This window comes from Nocardia sp. NPDC049220 (assembly GCF_040647855.1).
Lineage (GTDB): Bacteria > Actinomycetota > Actinomycetes > Mycobacteriales > Mycobacteriaceae > Nocardia.
Window position 1 is genome coordinate 501,592 of record NZ_JBEZDA010000001.1, and the last position, 17,654, is coordinate 519,245.

The 17,654-nt window shown below is 65.8% G+C and carries 20 protein-coding genes; 14 read left to right on the forward strand and 6 right to left on the reverse strand.

What is annotated here, in order from left to right:
- Window positions 1–295: 295 nt before the first annotated feature.
- The 7 genes from AB0C34_RS02075 (at window position 296) to AB0C34_RS02105 (ending at window position 5,938) form a co-directional block, all read left to right on the forward strand.
- Window positions 296–1,366, forward strand: coding sequence for an N-acetylmuramoyl-L-alanine amidase (locus tag AB0C34_RS02075; protein ID WP_357066548.1), 1,071 nt, complete (start codon window positions 296–298; stop codon window positions 1,364–1,366).
- A gap of 15 nt (window positions 1,367–1,381) precedes the next feature.
- Window positions 1,382–1,603 carry a hypothetical protein gene (locus AB0C34_RS02080; protein WP_357066550.1) on the forward strand — a complete coding sequence of 74 codons (222 nt, stop codon included), beginning with the start codon at window positions 1,382–1,384 and terminating at the stop codon, window positions 1,601–1,603.
- Window positions 1,600–2,040, forward strand: coding sequence for a hypothetical protein (locus tag AB0C34_RS02085; RefSeq protein ID WP_357066552.1), 441 nt, complete (start codon window positions 1,600–1,602; stop codon window positions 2,038–2,040). Before AB0C34_RS02080 ends, AB0C34_RS02085 begins: the two co-directional genes overlap by 4 nt.
- The gene (locus AB0C34_RS02090; RefSeq protein ID WP_357066554.1) at window positions 2,037–2,342 is read left to right on the forward strand and encodes a hypothetical protein; all 306 of its coding nucleotides are present in this window, start codon (window positions 2,037–2,039) and stop codon (window positions 2,340–2,342) included. Before AB0C34_RS02085 ends, AB0C34_RS02090 begins: the two co-directional genes overlap by 4 nt.
- A 420-nt stretch (window positions 2,343–2,762) precedes the next feature.
- Window positions 2,763–3,989 carry an IPT/TIG domain-containing protein gene (locus AB0C34_RS02095; RefSeq protein WP_357066556.1) on the forward strand — a complete coding sequence of 409 codons (1,227 nt, stop codon included), beginning with the start codon at window positions 2,763–2,765 and terminating at the stop codon, window positions 3,987–3,989.
- Between the two features lie 124 nt (window positions 3,990–4,113).
- Complete coding sequence (locus AB0C34_RS02100) at window positions 4,114–5,124, forward strand: hypothetical protein (RefSeq protein WP_357066558.1); 1,011 nt, start codon at window positions 4,114–4,116, stop codon at window positions 5,122–5,124.
- 190 nt (window positions 5,125–5,314) lie between these two features.
- Window positions 5,315–5,938, forward strand: coding sequence for a hypothetical protein (locus AB0C34_RS02105; RefSeq protein WP_357066560.1), 624 nt, complete (start codon window positions 5,315–5,317; stop codon window positions 5,936–5,938).
- A 197-nt stretch (window positions 5,939–6,135) separates the two neighbouring features.
- Here AB0C34_RS02105 and AB0C34_RS02110 read toward each other — a convergent pair whose 3' ends face one another.
- Window positions 6,136–7,062 carry an alpha/beta hydrolase family protein gene (locus AB0C34_RS02110; protein ID WP_357066562.1) on the reverse strand — a complete coding sequence of 309 codons (927 nt, stop codon included), beginning with the start codon at window positions 7,060–7,062 and terminating at the stop codon, window positions 6,136–6,138.
- A gap of 309 nt (window positions 7,063–7,371) precedes the next feature.
- Between AB0C34_RS02110 and ilvD the strand changes: the two genes are divergently transcribed.
- Window positions 7,372–9,078: a dihydroxy-acid dehydratase gene (gene ilvD, locus AB0C34_RS02115; RefSeq protein ID WP_357066564.1), complete on the forward strand. Its 1,707-nt coding sequence runs from the start codon at window positions 7,372–7,374 to the stop codon at window positions 9,076–9,078.
- Here ilvD and AB0C34_RS02120 read toward each other — a convergent pair.
- Window positions 9,057–9,692: a hypothetical protein gene (locus AB0C34_RS02120; RefSeq protein ID WP_357066566.1), complete on the reverse strand. Its 636-nt coding sequence runs from the start codon at window positions 9,690–9,692 to the stop codon at window positions 9,057–9,059. The two genes, ilvD and AB0C34_RS02120, sit on opposite strands and share 22 nt — an antisense overlap.
- A gap of 211 nt (window positions 9,693–9,903) precedes the next feature.
- Between AB0C34_RS02120 and AB0C34_RS02125 the strand changes: the two genes are divergently transcribed.
- From AB0C34_RS02125 to AB0C34_RS02150, 6 genes are all read left to right on the forward strand, one after another.
- Window positions 9,904–10,542 carry a MerR family transcriptional regulator gene (locus AB0C34_RS02125; protein ID WP_357066567.1) on the forward strand — a complete coding sequence of 213 codons (639 nt, stop codon included), beginning with the start codon at window positions 9,904–9,906 and terminating at the stop codon, window positions 10,540–10,542.
- Window positions 10,543–10,677: 135 nt separating this feature from the next.
- Window positions 10,678–11,241 (forward strand): type 1 glutamine amidotransferase domain-containing protein, encoded by a 564-nt coding sequence (locus AB0C34_RS02130; protein WP_357066569.1) that lies wholly within the window; start codon window positions 10,678–10,680, stop codon window positions 11,239–11,241.
- Between the two features lie 95 nt (window positions 11,242–11,336).
- Window positions 11,337–11,579: a hypothetical protein gene (locus AB0C34_RS02135; protein WP_357066571.1), complete on the forward strand. Its 243-nt coding sequence runs from the start codon at window positions 11,337–11,339 to the stop codon at window positions 11,577–11,579.
- Window positions 11,580–11,660: 81 nt separating this feature from the next.
- Window positions 11,661–12,380 (forward strand): hypothetical protein, encoded by a 720-nt coding sequence (locus tag AB0C34_RS02140; RefSeq protein WP_357066572.1) that lies wholly within the window; start codon window positions 11,661–11,663, stop codon window positions 12,378–12,380.
- Window positions 12,381–12,598: 218 nt separating this feature from the next.
- Window positions 12,599–13,066, forward strand: coding sequence for a YiiD C-terminal domain-containing protein (locus tag AB0C34_RS02145; RefSeq protein WP_357066574.1), 468 nt, complete (start codon window positions 12,599–12,601; stop codon window positions 13,064–13,066).
- Between the two features lie 644 nt (window positions 13,067–13,710).
- Complete coding sequence (locus AB0C34_RS02150; protein WP_357066576.1) at window positions 13,711–14,040, forward strand: transglycosylase family protein; 330 nt, start codon at window positions 13,711–13,713, stop codon at window positions 14,038–14,040.
- A 441-nt stretch (window positions 14,041–14,481) separates the two neighbouring features.
- On the opposite strand, the gene AB0C34_RS02155 is transcribed toward AB0C34_RS02150, so the two are convergent.
- From AB0C34_RS02155 to AB0C34_RS02170, 4 genes are read right to left on the reverse strand one after another with little or no spacing between them, the layout of a single operon-like run.
- Complete coding sequence (locus tag AB0C34_RS02155) at window positions 14,482–15,531, reverse strand: ABC transporter ATP-binding protein (RefSeq protein WP_357066578.1); 1,050 nt, start codon at window positions 15,529–15,531, stop codon at window positions 14,482–14,484.
- Complete coding sequence (gene modB, locus AB0C34_RS02160) at window positions 15,528–16,337, reverse strand: molybdate ABC transporter permease subunit (RefSeq protein WP_357066580.1); 810 nt, start codon at window positions 16,335–16,337, stop codon at window positions 15,528–15,530. Before modB ends, AB0C34_RS02155 begins: the two co-directional genes overlap by 4 nt.
- Window positions 16,334–17,113 carry a molybdate ABC transporter substrate-binding protein gene (gene modA / locus AB0C34_RS02165; protein ID WP_357066582.1) on the reverse strand — a complete coding sequence of 260 codons (780 nt, stop codon included), beginning with the start codon at window positions 17,111–17,113 and terminating at the stop codon, window positions 16,334–16,336. Before modA ends, modB begins: the two co-directional genes overlap by 4 nt.
- Window positions 17,113–17,511 carry a helix-turn-helix transcriptional regulator gene (locus tag AB0C34_RS02170; RefSeq protein ID WP_357066584.1) on the reverse strand — a complete coding sequence of 133 codons (399 nt, stop codon included), beginning with the start codon at window positions 17,509–17,511 and terminating at the stop codon, window positions 17,113–17,115. The genes modA and AB0C34_RS02170 overlap by 1 nt, the downstream gene beginning before the upstream one ends.
- Window positions 17,512–17,654: the final 143 nt, after the last annotated feature.

A 17,654-nucleotide genomic window follows, 5' to 3' on the forward strand; every position in this document is an offset into this window, starting at 1 on the left:
CGCCGGTCGACCTGGCCGCTGTCGGTGATCGAGTTGCCGGGCGAAGACGGCGAAACCCTGCCAGCCGAGGCCCTGTCGCGCTGCGGCGTGCGCATACGGCTCGACCTCCGAGTCGGGCTCATGGCGCGGAAGAGACCGGCGGTGCGCGGCCAGGCCGTGCGGCGAATGTGGCGAACCGATTGGCGCAGCAGTCGGCGAACGGCGACTTCCTGCTCGAAGCGATCGAGATCGACGACGCGCACACGGATGAAGGCCGTGCGGCGCACAGCTGGACGCATGGGAAGGAAAGAAGAAGATGACGGCACCGGAGTACACAGAACTCGACCGCATGGGGAATTCGGCATCGTCGCGGCACGGCGCACGGATCACCAACTTCCTGCTGCACACACAGGAGGGAAATGGCACCGCGGAGAGTCTGGCGAACTATCTCAACGATCCCGGGCACGGAGCCAGTTACCACTACACAGTGCGCGACGGCATCGTATGCGATGTCGTGGATACCGATCTCGCGAGTTGGTCGGTGCTCGACGCGAATTCGTACACGATCAACCTGTGTTTCGCCGGAAGTCGGGCCGGCTGGGGGCCGGACGACTGGGCGCAGATCGACCGAGATATCCGGATCGCCGCCTGGCTCGGCGTGCAGGACGCGAAGAAATACGGGTTCGCCACCGATGTCATCGTGCCGCCCTACCAACGGCGGGACGGGCTCAGCGATCACAAGTACGTGACCGAATGCCTCGGTATCGGCAACCACACCGACGTCGGCTACAACTTTCCCTGGACCCGGTTCCTGGGCTATGTGCGGGAATACGCGGCTGGTACACCGCAAGGACCGCCGCCGAATGCGATCGACGACGCCTACGCGGCGAATTCGTGGCTCGGTCGCCGAATCACCGATGGTGAACTCAGCACTCCCGATGGCGCCGGCCGATTCGCGCAATTCGAGCACGGCTATATCTACTGGCACCCCTCGATCGGCGCGCACCCGATCCCGGCGACGCTGTGGGACAGGTTCGAGGAATTGAGGTGGGAGGCCGGACCACTCGGATACCCGGTCACCGACCGTGCCGTCCTGAACGGGCCCGACGGACATCCGTGGGGTGAGGTGCAGGGCTTTCAAGGCGGTGCGCTGTATCGGCGCGATGGCAAGGCCATCCACTGGGTGCACGGCGCGATCCGCGATCGCTGGAACCGCGGTGGGTCCGAGAACGGGGTGCTCGGCTGGCCGGTATCCGACGAAATCCCCTGGGACACCGGTACATATCAAGATTTCGACCATGGCCGCGTCTATTGGACGCCGCGCCAGACGCTGGCCACGGTGACCGCCGAGGGCATCGACAAGCCTCTGCACGACCCGCAGAGCTGAGAAAAGGAGAATCCGATGAAAAAAGTGTTCATGACCCTGCGCAGTGAGCCGGTGCGCGCTCTGCTGTATCCGGTGCTGGCGGCGCTGGTCGGATACCAGGTCACCAAAGGGGTTGTCTCCTCCGACCTGTCGGACTTCATCCTGGCCGTCCTCGCGGCCGCACTGGGGCTTCCGGCAGTGGAGACCGCACGCGGCAGGGTGATTCCGGTACCTCCGGGTAGCGGTGAAATCGCATGAAACGCCCGGGGGGGACGGTACGTCACGATCCATTCGAGGTGGTGCTGTGCGCTGTCTTCGGTAGCTCGGCGCTGCTGCAGTGTTTCTACGGCCAGCCATCGGGTTCCGCCACGGCGACGCTGTCCTCGGGATTCCGCATGCTGTGGCTCGTGCTGATGCTGATCGGGTGTGTGGCGACGCTGGTCGGTGTGTTCTCGGCGCGAGTCTGGGGTTACCTGATCGAACAAATCGGTTTGGGAGCGCTCGGCTGGTCGCTGGTCGCCTACGGTGCACAGTTGTTGTTACTGCAAATCCAGCACAGCACTCTCAGTCCGGCGACGGTTCTCGGCGGGCCATTGCCCATCGCGCTGGGTGTGGCGTTCCTGTGGAAGCGCAGGCAGGTATGGCGAGACGTGAAGACGCTGCACGAAGTGAAGTTGAGGGAGGAGGCACCATGAACGCCTTCCAACAGTCGTCGGTGTTCTCGGCGCTCGTGCTCATCGCCGGCTCCTCGGTGCTGTCGGCGGTCGTGACGGCGTGGTTCAAACGAGGTGATGTCGACGCCCATATGACGAAGACGAAGGCCGACGCGGCAAAGGTATTGAGCGACCTCGCTATTTCGCAGACTCAGCAGATGTCCGAGCAGATGGGTGAGTTCCGAATGGCGTTACGGGCACACCGTGAGTGGGACCGAAAAATGGTGCGGCGTGCACGCCAAGCCGGCTTCGAATTCGAGGACCCGCCCGAGCTGTACCTTTGAGCCGCGGCCGATTTTCAAGCTGGATACACGGGGGCAATTTCATTTTCGGAGCGCCGGGTCGGGCGGGTTGACGTGCACAGATACGCCCGTCTCGGGGTTCAGGTCTGCGGTGAGAAACCTCCACGTGGACACTGCTCGCATTTGCAGTCATCGAGGCACCGTCGACCGGCCTCCGGCACAGCCGCGTTGTGTGCGACTTCGCATTGACGAAAGTCCCACAGCGGTAACGACTTGTCGTGTCCGCTTGCCTCGAATCGCAGTCGGTTGGGACAACAATCCGAAAACGGACGAAAACGGATCTAATTTTCGTTGCCTAGGTGTCGGTCCACGGGGCTTAATGGAAAGAGCCGGGCCACTAAGCGAGTCGGGCACCCCCCGGTGCAGAGGAATTATCACCACATCAACCAAGGACGCAGCACCATGCCTACCATCACCTCCCTCTCACCAACCTCGGGTCCGACCACCGGGGGTACCAGCGTCACGATTACCGGCACCGGATTGACCGGTCCCGCAACCGTGAAGTTCGGCGCCACCGCAACCACCTTCACCCTCGACTCCGCGACACAGATCACCGCGGTCGCCCCCGCCGGATCGCCCGGTGCGGTGCAGGTCACCGTCACCAACTCCGGCGGCACCAGTAATGGGCTTCCCTACACGTATCTCGCGGTTCCCGCGTTGAACAACGTCATTCCCAACCAAGGCTCCACTGCGGGCGGGACGGTGGTCACTCTCACGGGCACAGGTCTGACGGGAGCCACCGCGGTCAGTTTCGGTAGTGCAGCGGCGACTTCGTTCATCGTCAACTCGGATACGCAGATCACGGCTGTCAGTCCCGCCGGAACGGGGATCGTTCCGGTCACCGTCACCGGCCCGGGTGGCGTCAGCGGTGCGGTTCCCTTCATCTACGTCGTGATCCCTACCATCACGTCCATCTCCCCGACCTCGGGTCCCGCGTCGGGAGGGAATAGCGTGACTATCACCGGGACCGGGTTCACCGATCCGCTCACCGTGAAGTTCGGTAACACCGCGACCGTCTTCACCATCGACTCCGCAACGCAGATCACGGCTGTCGCGCCTGCCGGAACGGGTACCGTGCAGGTGACGGTGACCGGCACGGGCGGCAGCAGCAACGGCGTCGCCTACACCTATGCCGGAGCGCCGACGCTGACGACGGTGACTCCGAATGTGGGGTTGGCGTTGGGTGGTACACCGGTTGTGTTGACCGGGACGGGTTTGTCGGGTGCTACCGCGGTGACTTTCGGCGCTGTTGCGGCGACTTCGTTCACTGTTTTGTCGGATACTCAGATTGCGGCTGTTGCGCCTGCTGGGACGGGGACCGTGCAGGTGACTGTGACGGGTCCGGGTGGAACGAGTAATGGTGTGGCGTTCACGTATCTCGGGGTTCCTACCCTGGTGGTCGCGGTGCCGAATGTGGGACTTGCGTTGGGTGGCACGCCGGTTGTGTTGACCGGGACGAACTTGACGGGGGCTACTGCGGTGACATTCGGCGCCACAGCGGCAACCTCGTTCACGGTCGATTCCGCTCTGCAGATCACGGCGGTCGCACCTGCGGGGACGGGGACCGTGGCGATCACCGTCACGACCGCGGGGGGAGTGAGTAACGGGCTCTCCTTCACCTATATCTGACGGCGGATGTGACTAGGCCGTCGACGGGTTGCCGGCCGTCGGCCCAGTCGCGTCGCTGTCGAGCGAATAGCGCAGAATCTCCGCCGCAGCATGGACGGAGGTTGGCGGGGTAAGGGGGTTTTCGTTGGCGACCGTGTTGAAGATGCTGCTGGCGGAGCGGCATCTCAAGAGTCATCCGGAATTTCTGGCCGCATACGACAGGTGCGCGGCCCAGCTCGATCCGCCCATCCCGCCAGGGCATGGGCCGGCGAAGGCGCAGTACTACCAGTGGCTGTCCGGCCGCATGATCGGGCTGCCGCGGGACTACCACTGCCGGGTACTCGCCAAGATGTTCCCGGGCTGGACGATCGAAGGATTGTTCCAGATGGCCGATTCCGCACCGCCTGGCATTCGAGCGCACGAATCCGGTCTTCCGGTCGCCGACCTCGAGCTCGAGGCGTTCCTCGGGACCGAGATGGTGGTTGGCGGCGCGACTTTGGTATACCCGACCTTCGAGCTGACCAGCAAATCCCTCGACGCGCTGCGCGTGGCCGGAATTTCCCGTGAGCGCATCTTCGGGAAGCAGGAGGGTGAATTCACGTCTCGACATCGCCCCGGCGTCCCGGTCATGTTGGCGGAAAATGATATTCGCGGACTGCTGTACGTCTTTTCCCTGCTGCAACGCCACACGGGTATTCCGACCGAATTCAAGAGCGACCGAGAAATTATCGGACGGTGCGACCGCCCGTACATCAGTTTCGGACTGAGCGGCAACGACTGCACTCATTTATATCTCGCAAGCGTCGACCATCCCCTGTTCACAATCCACGTCGACCCAGTGGAGGACGGCACCTATGTGGAGCACCTGGAGCTGACCGATGGCAGCCGGTACGACTCGAACGACAGCCGCAATATCGGCATCATCGCGCGGGTACGACCGAGTCCGGATCTGCACCCCGATCGATATTGGATATTTTGCGCGGGATTGGGCCCGCGCGGCACCGCCGGAGCGGGTTGGTTTCTTGCCAACTATTGGAGTTCTTTGCAACGGCGGGCCGGTGATCGCGAGTTCGTCGCGGTCATCGGCGTCCGAACGTACTCCGATCGGACCGCCAGTCTGGAGAATCTTCTGATCAAATCGACCGAGCGGTCGTGAGCCGCATCGCGGTCGCGCCGAAGCCGTCGAGTCCACTGTCTGTCGGGTAATTGAATCAACAATTTCGAGATGAACCGGCCCCCACCGGCACGAATTCCACCACGATTGCGCGCACGTCGACGGGGGAGGAAGGTGAGTATGTCCGGTGGCGCCACCGGGGCGTCGCCCTCACCAGGGTAGGAGGTGGCCCGTGTACGCACGCTCAAGCACAATCGCGGCCCAGCCGTCGTCGATCGACAGCGGGATCGAATACCTCCGCGATGAAGTGATGTCGAACTTGCCCCACATCGAGGGGTGGGTGGGCCTGTCGTTATTGGCCGACCGGGCATCAGGGCGCTGCATCGCCACGACCGCGTGGGAATCCGAGGCGGCGGTACAGGCCAGTAGAGAGCGGGTCCAATCACTTCGTGACGGCCTCGCCCAATCGCTCGAAGGCATGGTCCAGCTGGTCGAAGAATGGGAAATCGCGGTCGTGCACCGCGATCATCCGGCCGGTGACGGCGCGTGCACTCGGTGCACGTGGGTTCAGATCGATCCGAGCGAGGTCGATCAGATGATCGACACTTACAGGGCGACGGTGCTGCCGGAGGTCGAGAACCTGGAGGGATTCTGCAGTTCCAGTCTGTTCGTCGACCGGGCAACCGGCCGGGGGGTGGGCTCGACCGTCCTGGCAAGCCGCGAGGCGATGGACAACACCCGTGCGATGACAGATCGGCTCAGAACAGCGGCGACCAGACGGGCGGGAGCCGCAGTGCTCGAGATAGCGGAATTCGACCTGGCATTCGCGCACCTGCGGGTGCCCGAGATGGCGTGAAATCAGCTGATATCCGGCCGTGGAGCGGAGACTTCCCGGCCGGGTGTCGGCATGCTCGCGGCCGTAACCCGGCCGGCCGCCGTCCTCGACGTCAGGGTGCAGAAGCTCACCGGCCGAAGGCCGTAGTCGAGTTCCGCTCCCACCGTGGTCGAGATGGTGCACCGGCAGCGCCCGATTCCATTCGGCGGGAGCGTGTTTCACGCACCGAGCGCGTGAGCCAGATGCGGCCAGGAATCGTGCAGATCCGTTTCGAACTGACCCCAGGTGTGCGATCCCTCCGGGCGGTTGACATGAATCGCGGGCAGGCCGAGTTCGGTGAGCCGGTCCGCGAAGGCCGCGGTGCACGTGCTCGCGATCGCCTCGATCGGCGGGAAGGGGAGTCCACCTCGATCGATCGCGCCGGGGGTGCCGGAAGCGGCGGAGAGATAGATGGTTTTTCCCGCGAGGGCGGCCGCGTTGGCGAAGGCGTCGTGCGCCTGCCAGATCGCTTCGCCGGGGTCGCCCCACATATTCGCTGGGTTGGCCCCGCCGCGGATCACCTGGGCGCTGGTCATCGCCACACCGACGGGATCCGACGCCCAGGGGCACCCGCTATATGCCGCGACGGCGCTGTACACATCGGGCGCTTGGATGGCGAGGTCGACCGCGGAGGCCGCACTCATCGAGACTCCCGCGATCCCTTTCTGCCGTGTGGTGTCGAGCCGAATATCGAGGACTGCTGGGAGTTCTCGGGTGAGATAGGTCTGCCACCGGTTGCGGCCGACCGCCGGGTCGTCGGTGAGCCAGTCGGTGTACAGGCTGTAGGCGCCTCCGATCGGCATCACCACGTTGACGTCCTTGTCGGCGAAGAACTCTCGGACATCCGTGTCGTCCCACCACGAGATCCCGTCCATACCACCACCGATACCGGTGAGCAGATACAACGTGGGCGCCGGGCCGCCAGCGGCCCGAATCACCCTGTTGCTCACGATGCGATCCATCGAAGGCGAGTAGACATCCATCCGTGATGCGGAGCCGCCCAGGGTTATCTCGTCGACCAAGTGCGCGCCCGTCGGGGCGGCCGCGGCAGGGCGAACGGACAGGCCGGACACCGCTGCACAGGCCGTGACGACGCTGACGAACACAGCCAAACACCTTGAAGCCCTCACGATTCCGTTGTACCGGCAGAAGGCCGCCTCCGCATCTCGGGGCGACCGCACCGCGCGCGGTGGACTGCGCGCGACATGGTGTGGCCGATCCTTTCGATGTCCTGCGCAACCGGCCGATCTCGGCACGCGGCTGGGCGCGCCGCCGGGGCAGCCGTCGCGGGATAGCGCGTCGGGGCGAACGGTCCGATCGGCGCCGGCCGACCGAGTCCAGCGCTGTTGGAGCGAGGGTCGGTGATCGGCGTGGTCGGCACCATAATCCGGTGCGAGCGGGAATGATGAACAGCCGTGGCCACTGACCCGAATGTCCCCGACCTCAAGCCCCGCAGTCGCGACGTCACCGACGGCCTGGAGAAGACCGCTGCCCGCGGGATGCTGCGCGCGGTCGGCATGGGAGACGACGATTGGGAGAAGGCGCAGATCGGGGTCGCGTCCTCGTGGAACGAGATCACCCCGTGCAACCTCTCGCTGGACCGGCTCGCCAGAGCGTGCAAGGACGGCGTGTTCGCGAGCGGCGGTTATCCCCTGCAGTTCGGCACCATCTCGGTGTCCGATGGCATCTCCATGGGCCATGAGGGGATGCACTTCTCCTTGGTGTCTCGCGAGGTGATCGCCGACAGCGTCGAGACGGTGATGCAGGCGGAGCGTCTGGACGGCTCGGTGCTACTCGCGGGGTGCGACAAGTCACTGCCCGGGATGTTGATGGCGGCGGCCAGGTTGAACCTGGCGAGTGTGTTCCTGTACGCCGGTTCGATCCTGCCCGGGGTTGCGAAGTTGTCCGATGGCAGCGAGCGCGAGGTGACCATCATCGACGCGTTCGAGGCGGTCGGAGCCTGCTCGCGCGGCCTGATGAGCCGCGCCGACGTGGATGCCATCGAACGGGCCATCTGTCCTGGCGAAGGCGCCTGCGGTGGGATGTATACCGCCAACACCATGGCCAGTGCCGCTGAGGCGATGGGCATGTCGTTGCCCGGCAGCGCGGCGCCGCCCGCGACCGACCGGCGCAGGGACGGCTATGCCAGGAGCAGTGGCGCGGCCGTCCTGACGCTGATCCGACGCGGGATCACGACGTCGGACATTCTCACCAAGGAGGCTTTCGAGAACGCCATCGCGGTGGTGATGGCATTCGGCGGTTCCACCAACGCCGTTCTGCACCTGCTGGCGATCGCGCACGAGGCGAACGTCGATCTGTCGCTGGACGATTTCGCCAGGGTCGGTCGCCGAGTGCCGCATCTCGCCGATGTCAAGCCCTTCGGCCGACATGTGATGACCGACGTGGATCGGATCGGCGGCGTGCCGGTGATGATGAAGGCGCTGCTCGATGCCGGACTCCTGCACGGCGAGTGTCTGACGGTGACGGGCCGCACCGTCGCGGAGAACCTGGCCGATATCGCCCCGCCGGATCCTGATGGCAAGGTTGTTCGGGCGATGGGGTCGCCGATCCACCCGACCGGCGGTATCACCATTCTCACCGGGTCGCTCGCGCCCGGCGGCGCCGTTGTCAAGTCGGCGGGATTCGACTCCGACGTGTTCGTCGGTACAGCACGGGTTTTCGACCGCGAGCGGCCCGCGATGGACGCGCTCGAGGACGGCACCATCTCGGCGGGGGATGTGGTGGTCATCCGATACGAGGGACCGAAAGGTGGCCCGGGAATGCGCGAGATGCTGGCGATCACCGCGGCCATCAAGGGCGCCGGACTGGGCAAGGATGTCCTGCTGCTCACCGACGGCCGTTTCTCGGGTGGCACGACGGGCCTGTGCGTCGGCCATGTCGCCCCGGAAGCGGTCGACGGCGGCCCCATCGCGTTCGTGCGCGACGGCGACCGGATCCGGCTCGATGTCGGCGCGGGCGCCCTCGACCTTCTGATAGACGCCGAGGAACTCGCGCGGCGTGCACAGGGCTGGGAACCATTGCCGGCCCGCTACACCCGCGGCGTGCTCGCCAAGTATTCGAAGCTGGTGGGCTCGGCATCTTATGGTGCCGTCTGTGATTGACCGACCGGCTGGTCGACGCTTGGTGACGGTGCGCCGGAATGCCGGGTGCGGTCCGGTTCGGTACTCGAGATCGATAACGCCCGCACTTCTTCGGTGCCGATCACTGTTCGGTCGGACGGTTCGGCGCTGCCCTTTCGCGGCAACCGCGGTACCCCGGCTGCCCAAAGTGCGACGCCGATGTACACCATCTGCTCGGGAATCCGCGCCCACAACGGGGTGGCTGGTGCGCCGTTGAACGAGACGACGGCGACGGCGATGTAGATGTTGGCTGGCAGCATCGCCAGCAACAGCGCGGTGAGGCCGAGCCCAGCCGGTCGGCGAGTGCGCGCCAGGAACAGACCTATCGCGCCGAGTAGTTCCAATACGCCGGTCAGATAGATCATCAGGCTGGGAAGCGGGACGAACGGCGGCACCATCGGAATGAAATCCGCGTGGGTTGGTGCGGGGGAGTCGGCGAACACTTCGGGGAGGAAATGCGTTGTGCCGGTCATGATCAGCATCACGCCCAGGGCGTAGGCGGCGCAGGTGCGCCATACGGCGAATCGGCCCGCGCCGAGCGCGCCGGCCGCACGCAAGACGAGCAGGGTGACCAGCGCAACGATGAGGGTTTCCATCATGCCTCCGTGGGGCGGTTGGATTCCGGACGCGGTGCCGGGTGGATCGGATGAGCCGGGTGGACCGGGACACCGAGCGGGGTGAACAGGATCGGGGCCGCGGTGCCTCGGATTCCATGGGGACTCCATGTATCGATAGTTGCACTATCAGTATTAGTATCGATAGCTGTACTTCCCACTGTCAATACGTGGACCGATGTCGAGGAGTCCGATGCGCATCGCCGAACTCAGCCGTATCAGCGGCGTCCCTGCCGCGACGATCAAGTTCTACGTTCGCGAGGGCCTGCTGCCCCCGGGCGTGCGGACCCACCACAACCAGGCTGAATACAGCGGCGATCACGTCGGCCGCCTGCGCCTGATCCGTGCGCTGGTGGATATCGGCGGCCTGTCGGTGGGGGCGGCCAAGGAGCTGCTCGCCGTGCTGGACGGCGGTAGCGTGTCCGCGCGGGACGCGATCGGCCACGTGTTGTACGCGTTGGGCGGGCGCCGATCACCGGTCGGCGACGAACAGCGCGAGACCGCTGCCGGGGACGTCGCGCAGTTGCTGAACCGGCGGGGCTGGCACATCGACGAGACCAGCCCCGCCCGTGGCACCCTCGTCGAGGTCTGTGCCGCGCTACGCCTGCTCGGCCACGCCGACGTGGTCGCCGCGATGGACGACTACGCCACTGCTTGTGAAGCCATCGCGGCGACCGACCTCGCCCTGGTCGGCAAGAAATCAGGTCTGGAGCGCATGACCGAAACCGCGATCGTGGGCACCATCCTCGGCGACACTGTGCTGTCAGCCCTGCGTCGTCTGGCCCAAGAGCACCTGTCGGCCACGTTGTTGCCTCCGTCGGCGGGGAGGTGACCGCGGGGACCGGCATCCAGCGTCGTCGACCGGTGCGCGGGTGAAGTCGCGCCATGATTCCGGTCCCGTCGGGTTTAGCCGGTCTCGTTCGCGGCATGACCGGGGGAGGACACCCCGATCGCAAAGGAGTTGCTCATGCCCGATCAGCTGAACAGTGCGCGGGTCCTGATCATCACCTCGAATGCGGGGGTGGAACGGGACGAACTGCTGATGCCACGCGACGAACTCCGTAACCGAGGCGCCCAGGTCACCCACGCCGCGCCGAAGCCGGATCCGGTCCAGACGGTCCGACGCGACGTGGACAAAGATACTGTCGTGCCACCGGATTCGTCGCTCGATGAGGTCTCGGAAAACGATTTCGACATGTTGGTCGTGCCCGGTGGCACGGTGAATGCCGATCGGCTGCGAGTGACCGAGCGGGCCGTCGAACTAGCCAAGCAGTTCGTGGACGCGGGCAAGCCGATTGCCGCGATCTGCCACGGTCCGTGGCTGCTCGTGGACGCGGGCCTGCTGCCGGGCAAGACGCTGACCTCGTACTTCTCGCTGCGCACCGACATCACCAATGCCGGGGGAGCGTGGGTCGACGAAGCGAGCGTGCAATCGCCGGAAGACGGTTGGACGCTGATCACCTCGCGCAATCCGGGCGACCTCGTCGACTTCGTCGACGCCATCACCCAAGAGTTGGTCCCGGCTTTGTGATATTCGCCGGTCGACGCATGAGCCGCGCGAGCGCGGCAGACAGTTCCTGAAGCGGATTTCAGGCGGCTTCAGGCTGGCTTCAGTCACCTCCTGCGATGGTGGTGTTCGTCTTCGAGAACATCACTCCCGCAGGAGGTTTCACCATGGATGCCATGCTTCGCCGCACGCTCGCCGGTCTGCGCTGGCTGCTCGTCGGCGCCGCTGTCGCCGCCCTGTTCGGCGGCACCGTAGCGCTGGGTTCCGCCGTCGACTCGCCGGGGCACGACCGATCTGTCGCCGCCTTTGCCTCGCCGGATGACGTCCGGGGGATCATCGCCGCGCAACTCCCACAGCGATGAGCCTGTCGGTTCACGCGTTCGCCGATCGCTGAATCGCCACGTAATCGCGCCATCCGAACAACCGAGTAGGGTTCCCAGAACATGCTTCTGCGCAAAATCGCCACAGTCACGACGCTTGCGGTCGCCATTGCCGGTGTCATGGCCGGAACCGCCGCCGCCGCTCCATCGGCCACCGCGAGCGGCATCGTCAATTACACCGCCACCACATCCGAAGAGAACGTGGTCGTCCATATCGATTCGGGTTCGATGAAGGTCGAGAACGGGATATTCGAAGTCGAAGCCACCAATGGCGCCGTTCTCGCGGGAACCCCGTTGGAGTTCCGGGTCGACGATTTCATTTTCCCTATCGCCGCCGCGATCGAGGGTCGAACCGCAACGCTCAGACCGCAATTCGATCTCGAGCACGCGGCGTATCGGCCGGTTGCCCTCCCCTTCGAGGACCAGGCGCTGTGGCGAACGCCGTATGAGCGGGAAGTCGCGGCTTTCACCCGGTTGAAGGAGACCATTGCGACGGGTGCCACGATCGCCACCACAGTGGGCGGCGTCGGTGGCGGCATCGTCGGTTGTGTACTCGGTGGTCTTGCCGGTGCCACCATTGCCGCCGCGACCATCGTCGGTATGTTCGGACCATTCATTCCGGCTGCTGCGGTCGGCTGTCTGGGCGGCATCATCGCCGTGGGCGCACTCGGAACTCTGGCGGGTCAACTCTTCGTTACCGCACCCATCGCCATTGCCGCCTTTGTCCAATACTTCACCACGATCAACCAACCCTTCACCCCGGCGATCCAGCCGCCCAGGTGAGGCGGTGCCTCGTCCGGCGTCCAGGACACCGGGCGCGAGCCGTCCGTGCGTGTCGTGCCTTTCTGGACGCCAGATCGCTCCCCGTCGACCCCGGACGGGGAGCGAACGCTGTCGGGGCGTGGTATCGAGGGCATACAGTTCGGTGAGGTCCACCGCGGTGGCCGCGGCAGAGACGACGAGGTGTCAGCCACCTCCGGCGGGAAGGGACGGTTGTGGACATGGGTGAGGTCGAGGAGACTCCGCCATTCACGGACATTGTCAACGGGGCATTGGAGTTCGCCATCCCCGTCGCGCACAAGATGGGCGCACGGGCGGTGGAAGTGCGACGCGGATTCGCGGCCACCACGGTGCCGGTCGCGGGCAACGGCAACCACTTCGGCGTGATGTACGCGGGCGTGCTGTTCACCGTCGCCGAAATTCTCGGTGGTGCGATCGCTGTCGCCACCTTCGACAACTCGGCGTTCTATCCGCTGGTGAAGGACCTGCGCATCTTCTTCCGCAAGCCCGCGAAGACCGACGTGCGGGCGGCGGCGACGCTGTCGGAAGCGGAGATCGCGCGGATCACCGAGGAGGCCGCGGAGCGCGGCAAGTCCGACTTCGCGCTGCGGGCGGTGGTCACCGACGCCAACGGGGTAATGGTCGCCGAAACCGAAGGGCTTTATCAGCTGCGAGCGCACGGCGAATAGTCCAGCGGCGGGCTGCCGCGTTACCGCCGGCTCGGGATGGAGCAGGCCGTAGTGCCGCCGAGCGCGGGTCTACCGGCCGTCCCAGATCCCGGCATTGCCCGGGGGCGTGCGCCTGCGGACCCTTCCTGGCGTGGCGACAAGACGCGTCCGGTCGATCGGTGTTCCCACCGCGAGTTCGTCGTCGCGTGCCTGGTCACCGGGCTGCTCGCTCGACAGGTAGCGATCTGATCTCGCCGGGTCAGCGGCTGCCCCGAACGGTCGACACCTGTCGGCGGATGCGCGGAGCGAGTCGAGTCGAACATACTGGTCGCACCCGGATGCACGATCCGCAAACCTGATATCTCTGTGATCTCGAACACATAACGGAGCTATCACGGAACTTTGATATCGACAATATTGTGGGTTCGACCGGGGTGGATAGCAATAGTCTCGATCAGTGATTCAGGTTATGTGTTCGTTATTCGTCCGTGATCTGTCGTGATTTTTCCGCTAACGTCGTACTCGGCTCGGATCAACGCCGAGGCCGAAACTCGAATCGCTGAACGCCGGAAACCCTGCCCCACGGTTCGAGTATCCCCGACCTTCCTGGGGGCAGGGACGCGGCGGACGCACCGCCGAGCCGGTGGGCGCAGGCGGGAAATCACATGTCGCAAAACCGCAAGTTCAGCACTCGTGTCCTTGGCTTCACCGCAGCGCTCGGCGCCCTCGTCGCCGTGCCGTTCGGCTTGTCCACCGCCACCGCGTCGGCCCATAACTGGGATGCTGTCGCGCAGTGCGAGAGCAGTGGCAACTGGGGCACCGACACCGGAAACGGCTTCTCAGGCGGCCTGCAGTTCACCCAGAGTACCTGGGCGGCCAACGGCGGCTCGGGCAACCCGTCCAATGCGAGCCGCGAGGAGCAGATTCGCGTCGCGGAGAACGTGCTCGCCACCCAGGGCCCGGGCGCATGGCCCGTATGCGGCGCCTACCTCTGATGCTTAACCGGCGCCTGCTGTGAAAATCATTAGGCGCCAGGATATTTCGCAGCGATGACGCTGTCACTTCGCAGCAATGATGCTGCTCATACGCAGCAATGACGCTGCTCGCCACAGGCGCTGATCGCGGATCGGCGCCTGTTTGGCTTTCCATCTGTCAACCGAGCGAAATTCTGGCGTGGTTGTCGATAATCCAGCATTCCTCTCCCGTAATTCCGAATCGGAATCCGTTCGAGTCTCGTACTCGGAATGGTCTGCGAATAGTGATGCGGAATAGCCGCTCGCGGCCGCCCTGTTGCTTGCCGGCATCGCGGTCTCGATCCGGATACGCGATCGCCTCGGCTTCGGATCGCGAGTACACCCGGCGTCCTTCCAGGCGGCGAGCCGTGTCCGCCAGGCAGGAGTCCAAGGCCGACGTCACCGTCCGCGCCGCCCCGAGTCTCACGCCGGATAGGTGTGGGTTTCGGTGGCTTTGACCGCGGCCCACAGCTCGCTGCCCGGCCCGAGCCGGAGTTCGGCGACGGTGGCGGGGGTGACGTCGGCGAGAACCGGCGGGGTGCCGTCGAGGCGAACCCGGATGGTGTGGGCGTGTTGCTCGATACCGGCGATGGTGACCGGCCACGCGTTGCGCGGGCTGCCCGCCGGAGCCGCGGGGTGCAGGCTGACCGCGGTCGGCGGGAAAACGACGTGGACCGGGCCGCGCGCGGGTTCGGCGATGGTGAGCATGCCGCCCTCGGCCAGGTCGACGGTGGTGCCGCGGGCCGTGCCGCGATAGAGGTTGAGGCCGACCAGATGTGCGACATAGTTCGAGCGTGGGCGGCGTGCGACCTCGGCGGGTCGTCCTTGTTGAATGATCGTGCCGTCCTCGATGATGACGAGGCGATCGGCGAGCACCATCGCATCCAGCGGATCGTGGGTGACCAGCACGGTGTGGCCCGGGTAGTCGGCCAGGTGCCGGGCGAGATCCGACCGGACGAGCAGGCGTGTGCTCGCGTCCAGCGCGGCAAGGGGCTCGTCGAGCAGCAGCAGCGCGGGGTCGGTTGCCAGCGCCCTGGCGAGCGCGACTCGCTGTGCCTGGCCGCCGGAGAGGGCGCGGGGTGTGGCGGTGGCATGATCGGCGAGGCCGACGCGGCGCAGCCAGTGCGCGGCGCGGTCGCGGGCGATAGCCCGGCGGTGTCCGCGGGCCCGCAGGCCGAAGGCGACATTGTCCAGCGCGCTCAGGTGGGCGAACAGAAGGTAATCCTGGAAGACGACACCGACTCGACGATCCGCGGCGGGCCGGAAGAGCTTCGGTGGCGCGTCCCAGGTGTCGCCGTCGAGCCGGATCGCGCCACCCGTGAGCGGCGTCAGTCCGGCGAGGGTGCGCAGCGCTGTGGTCTTGCCCGCCCCGTTCGGGCCGAGCAGGGCGACCACTTCGCCCGGCGCCACGATCAGCGGAACATCGAGATCGAACTGCCCGCGGGTGACCCGCAGATGGGCATCCAGCGTCATACCGGGCCCCGAATCCAACGCTCGCGTAAGGCGACCAGGACCGCGACCGAGACCGCGAGCAGCACCAGGCTCAGCACTATCGCATCGTCGGGTTCGTGCTCCAGCGCCAAGTAGACCGCCAACGGCATGGTGGTCGTCTTCCCCGGAAAGTTGCCGGCGAAGGTGATCGTCGCGCCGAATTCGCCGAGTGCTCGCGCCCAGCACAGCACTCCGCCCGCGACGACACCGGGCAATACGGACGGCAGGGTCACCCACCGAAAGGTCAGCCAGCGTGACGCGCCGAGCGTGGCGGCGGCCTCCTCGAACCGCGGGTCCGCCGCGCGCAGCGCACCCTCCACCGAGATCACCAGAAAAGGCATCGCGACGAACGCTTCCGCGACCACCACTCCTGCGGTCGTGAATGGCAAGGCGACACCGAACCAGTCGTACAGATACCGGCCGACCAGTCCACGCCTACCGAGCACGAGAAGCAGGGCGACGCCGCCCACCACCGGCGGCAACACCAGCGGCACGGTGACCATCGCTCGCAACAGCCCGCGCCCCGGAATCTCCCCGCGCGCGAGCAGCCAGGCCAGCGGAACGCCCAACAGCAGGCAGATCACGGTTGCCAGACTCGCGCACAGCAGGGAAAGCCGCAGCGCCGCACCGACTTCGGTGGTCAACAAGCGGTCGGGCAGCGTCCGCCACGGCGCTCGCAGGGCCAGCCCGAGCATCGGGGCGAGCAGGAATGCCAGCGCGCACACCGCGGGTAGCACCAGAATGAGCGGTCGTCGTCCCGAGACTGCCCTTCGTCGCGCTCGGGTCACGGTGTGTCGAATCCCGCCGTCGCGAACACCGCTCGCGCTCGATCGGACCGGATGAAGTCGACGAACGCGCCCGCCGCCGTCGCGTTCGGCCCGTGCGCCAACGGGGCGACCGGATAGTCGTTGATCGCCTTGTCCGCCTCCGGAAAGTCGATGCCCTCGACCTGATCTCCACCCGCCGGTACGTCGGTCCGATAGACCAGTGCCGCGTCGACCTCGCCGAGCTTCACCTTCGTCAGGACCGCCTTCACGTCCGTCTCGCGGGTGTCGGGCCGAGGGGTGATGCCCGCCACTCGGAATACCGTCTCGGCTGCCGCGCCGCACGGCACCTGTTCGGCGCACAGCGCGATCCTCGGCTCGGTCCTGCCGAAATCAGCCAATCCGGTGATACCGCCGGGGTTGCCCTTGGGTACCGCGATCTCCAGCCGGTTACGCACGAACGTGGCCGGAGCGGCTGCGGTCGCGCCCATGTCGACGACCTGCTGCATGTTCTTCGGCGCGGCCGAGGCGAAGACGTCGGCGGGAGCGCCCTGGTTGATCTGCTCCGCCAGCGCGGAGCTGGCGCCGAAGCTGTACACCACTCGTACTCCGGGATGCGCGGCCTCGAACTGTGTGCCGAGCTCGGTGAATGTCTCGGTCAGCGAGGCCGCGGCGAAAACCGTGACCGTGCCGGCGATCGTGTTCGACCCGCTGGGCTCGGCGGGGTGGACCGGACCGCAGCCCGCCGAGCCGATCGCGGCGACCAGCATGCTGAGCGATCGAATTATCGTCGTCCTCATCAACTGTCCGGTATCTCGACAACGACATGCGTCGACTTGACCGAGGCCACCGCGACGCTGCCGACCTCGAGTCCCAGCTCGTCGGCCGATTCCCTGCTCAGCAGCGACACCAGCCGAAACGGTCCGGCCTGCATCTCGACCTGGGCCATCACGGTGTCCTTCAGCACCCGGGTGACGATGCCGCGCAGGCGATTGCGCGCCGACGCGGCGACGGTCACGCCAGGCTCAGGCGTCTCGGCCGTGGCACGGAGGAATTCGGCGAGCTCCCGGCCACGGACGCCCTTGCGTCCGCTGTCGAGCTGGATGGCGGTCAGCTTGCCCTGATCGATCCAGCGGCGCACGGTGTCGTCGCTGACTCCGAGCAACGCCGCCGCATCGCTGATCCGTAAATTCGACACGATGGGCAGCTTATTTCCGTTTTTGCGGAAATCAAGGGGAATCCGCCGACGAGCGAGCCGTGCTCACCTCACCTATCGGTTACTGATGCGGCGATGCCTACCGAGTGATACACGCTGGTTTTCCTCCCTGGTTTCCGACAACG

Excerpts from the sequence above, each read along its gene's own strand:
- AB0C34_RS02090 (WP_357066554.1), top strand. The coding sequence starts at position 2,037 with ATGAACGCCTTCCAACAGTCGTCGGTGTTCTCGGCGCTCGTGCTCATC.
- AB0C34_RS02130 (WP_357066569.1), top strand. The coding sequence starts at position 10,678 with ATGCCCGATCAGCTGAACAGTGCGCGGGTCCTGATCATCACCTCGAAT.
- AB0C34_RS02135 (WP_357066571.1), top strand. The coding sequence starts at position 11,337 with ATGGTGGTGTTCGTCTTCGAGAACATCACTCCCGCAGGAGGTTTCACC.
- modA (WP_357066582.1), bottom strand. The coding sequence starts at position 17,113 with ATGAGGACGACGATAATTCGATCGCTCAGCATGCTGGTCGCCGCGATC.
- AB0C34_RS02125 (WP_357066567.1), top strand. The coding sequence starts at position 9,904 with ATGCGCATCGCCGAACTCAGCCGTATCAGCGGCGTCCCTGCCGCGACG.
- AB0C34_RS02150 (WP_357066576.1), top strand. The coding sequence starts at position 13,711 with ATGTCGCAAAACCGCAAGTTCAGCACTCGTGTCCTTGGCTTCACCGCA.
- AB0C34_RS02120 (WP_357066566.1), bottom strand. The coding sequence starts at position 9,692 with ATGGAAACCCTCATCGTTGCGCTGGTCACCCTGCTCGTCTTGCGTGCG.
- AB0C34_RS02075 (WP_357066548.1), top strand. The coding sequence starts at position 296 with ATGACGGCACCGGAGTACACAGAACTCGACCGCATGGGGAATTCGGCA.
- AB0C34_RS02140 (WP_357066572.1), top strand. The coding sequence starts at position 11,661 with ATGCTTCTGCGCAAAATCGCCACAGTCACGACGCTTGCGGTCGCCATT.
- AB0C34_RS02145 (WP_357066574.1), top strand. The coding sequence starts at position 12,599 with ATGGGTGAGGTCGAGGAGACTCCGCCATTCACGGACATTGTCAACGGG.
- AB0C34_RS02095 (WP_357066556.1), top strand. The coding sequence starts at position 2,763 with ATGCCTACCATCACCTCCCTCTCACCAACCTCGGGTCCGACCACCGGG.
- AB0C34_RS02080 (WP_357066550.1), top strand. The coding sequence starts at position 1,382 with ATGAAAAAAGTGTTCATGACCCTGCGCAGTGAGCCGGTGCGCGCTCTG.
- AB0C34_RS02085 (WP_357066552.1), top strand. The coding sequence starts at position 1,600 with ATGAAACGCCCGGGGGGGACGGTACGTCACGATCCATTCGAGGTGGTG.
- AB0C34_RS02155 (WP_357066578.1), bottom strand. The coding sequence starts at position 15,531 with ATGACGCTGGATGCCCATCTGCGGGTCACCCGCGGGCAGTTCGATCTC.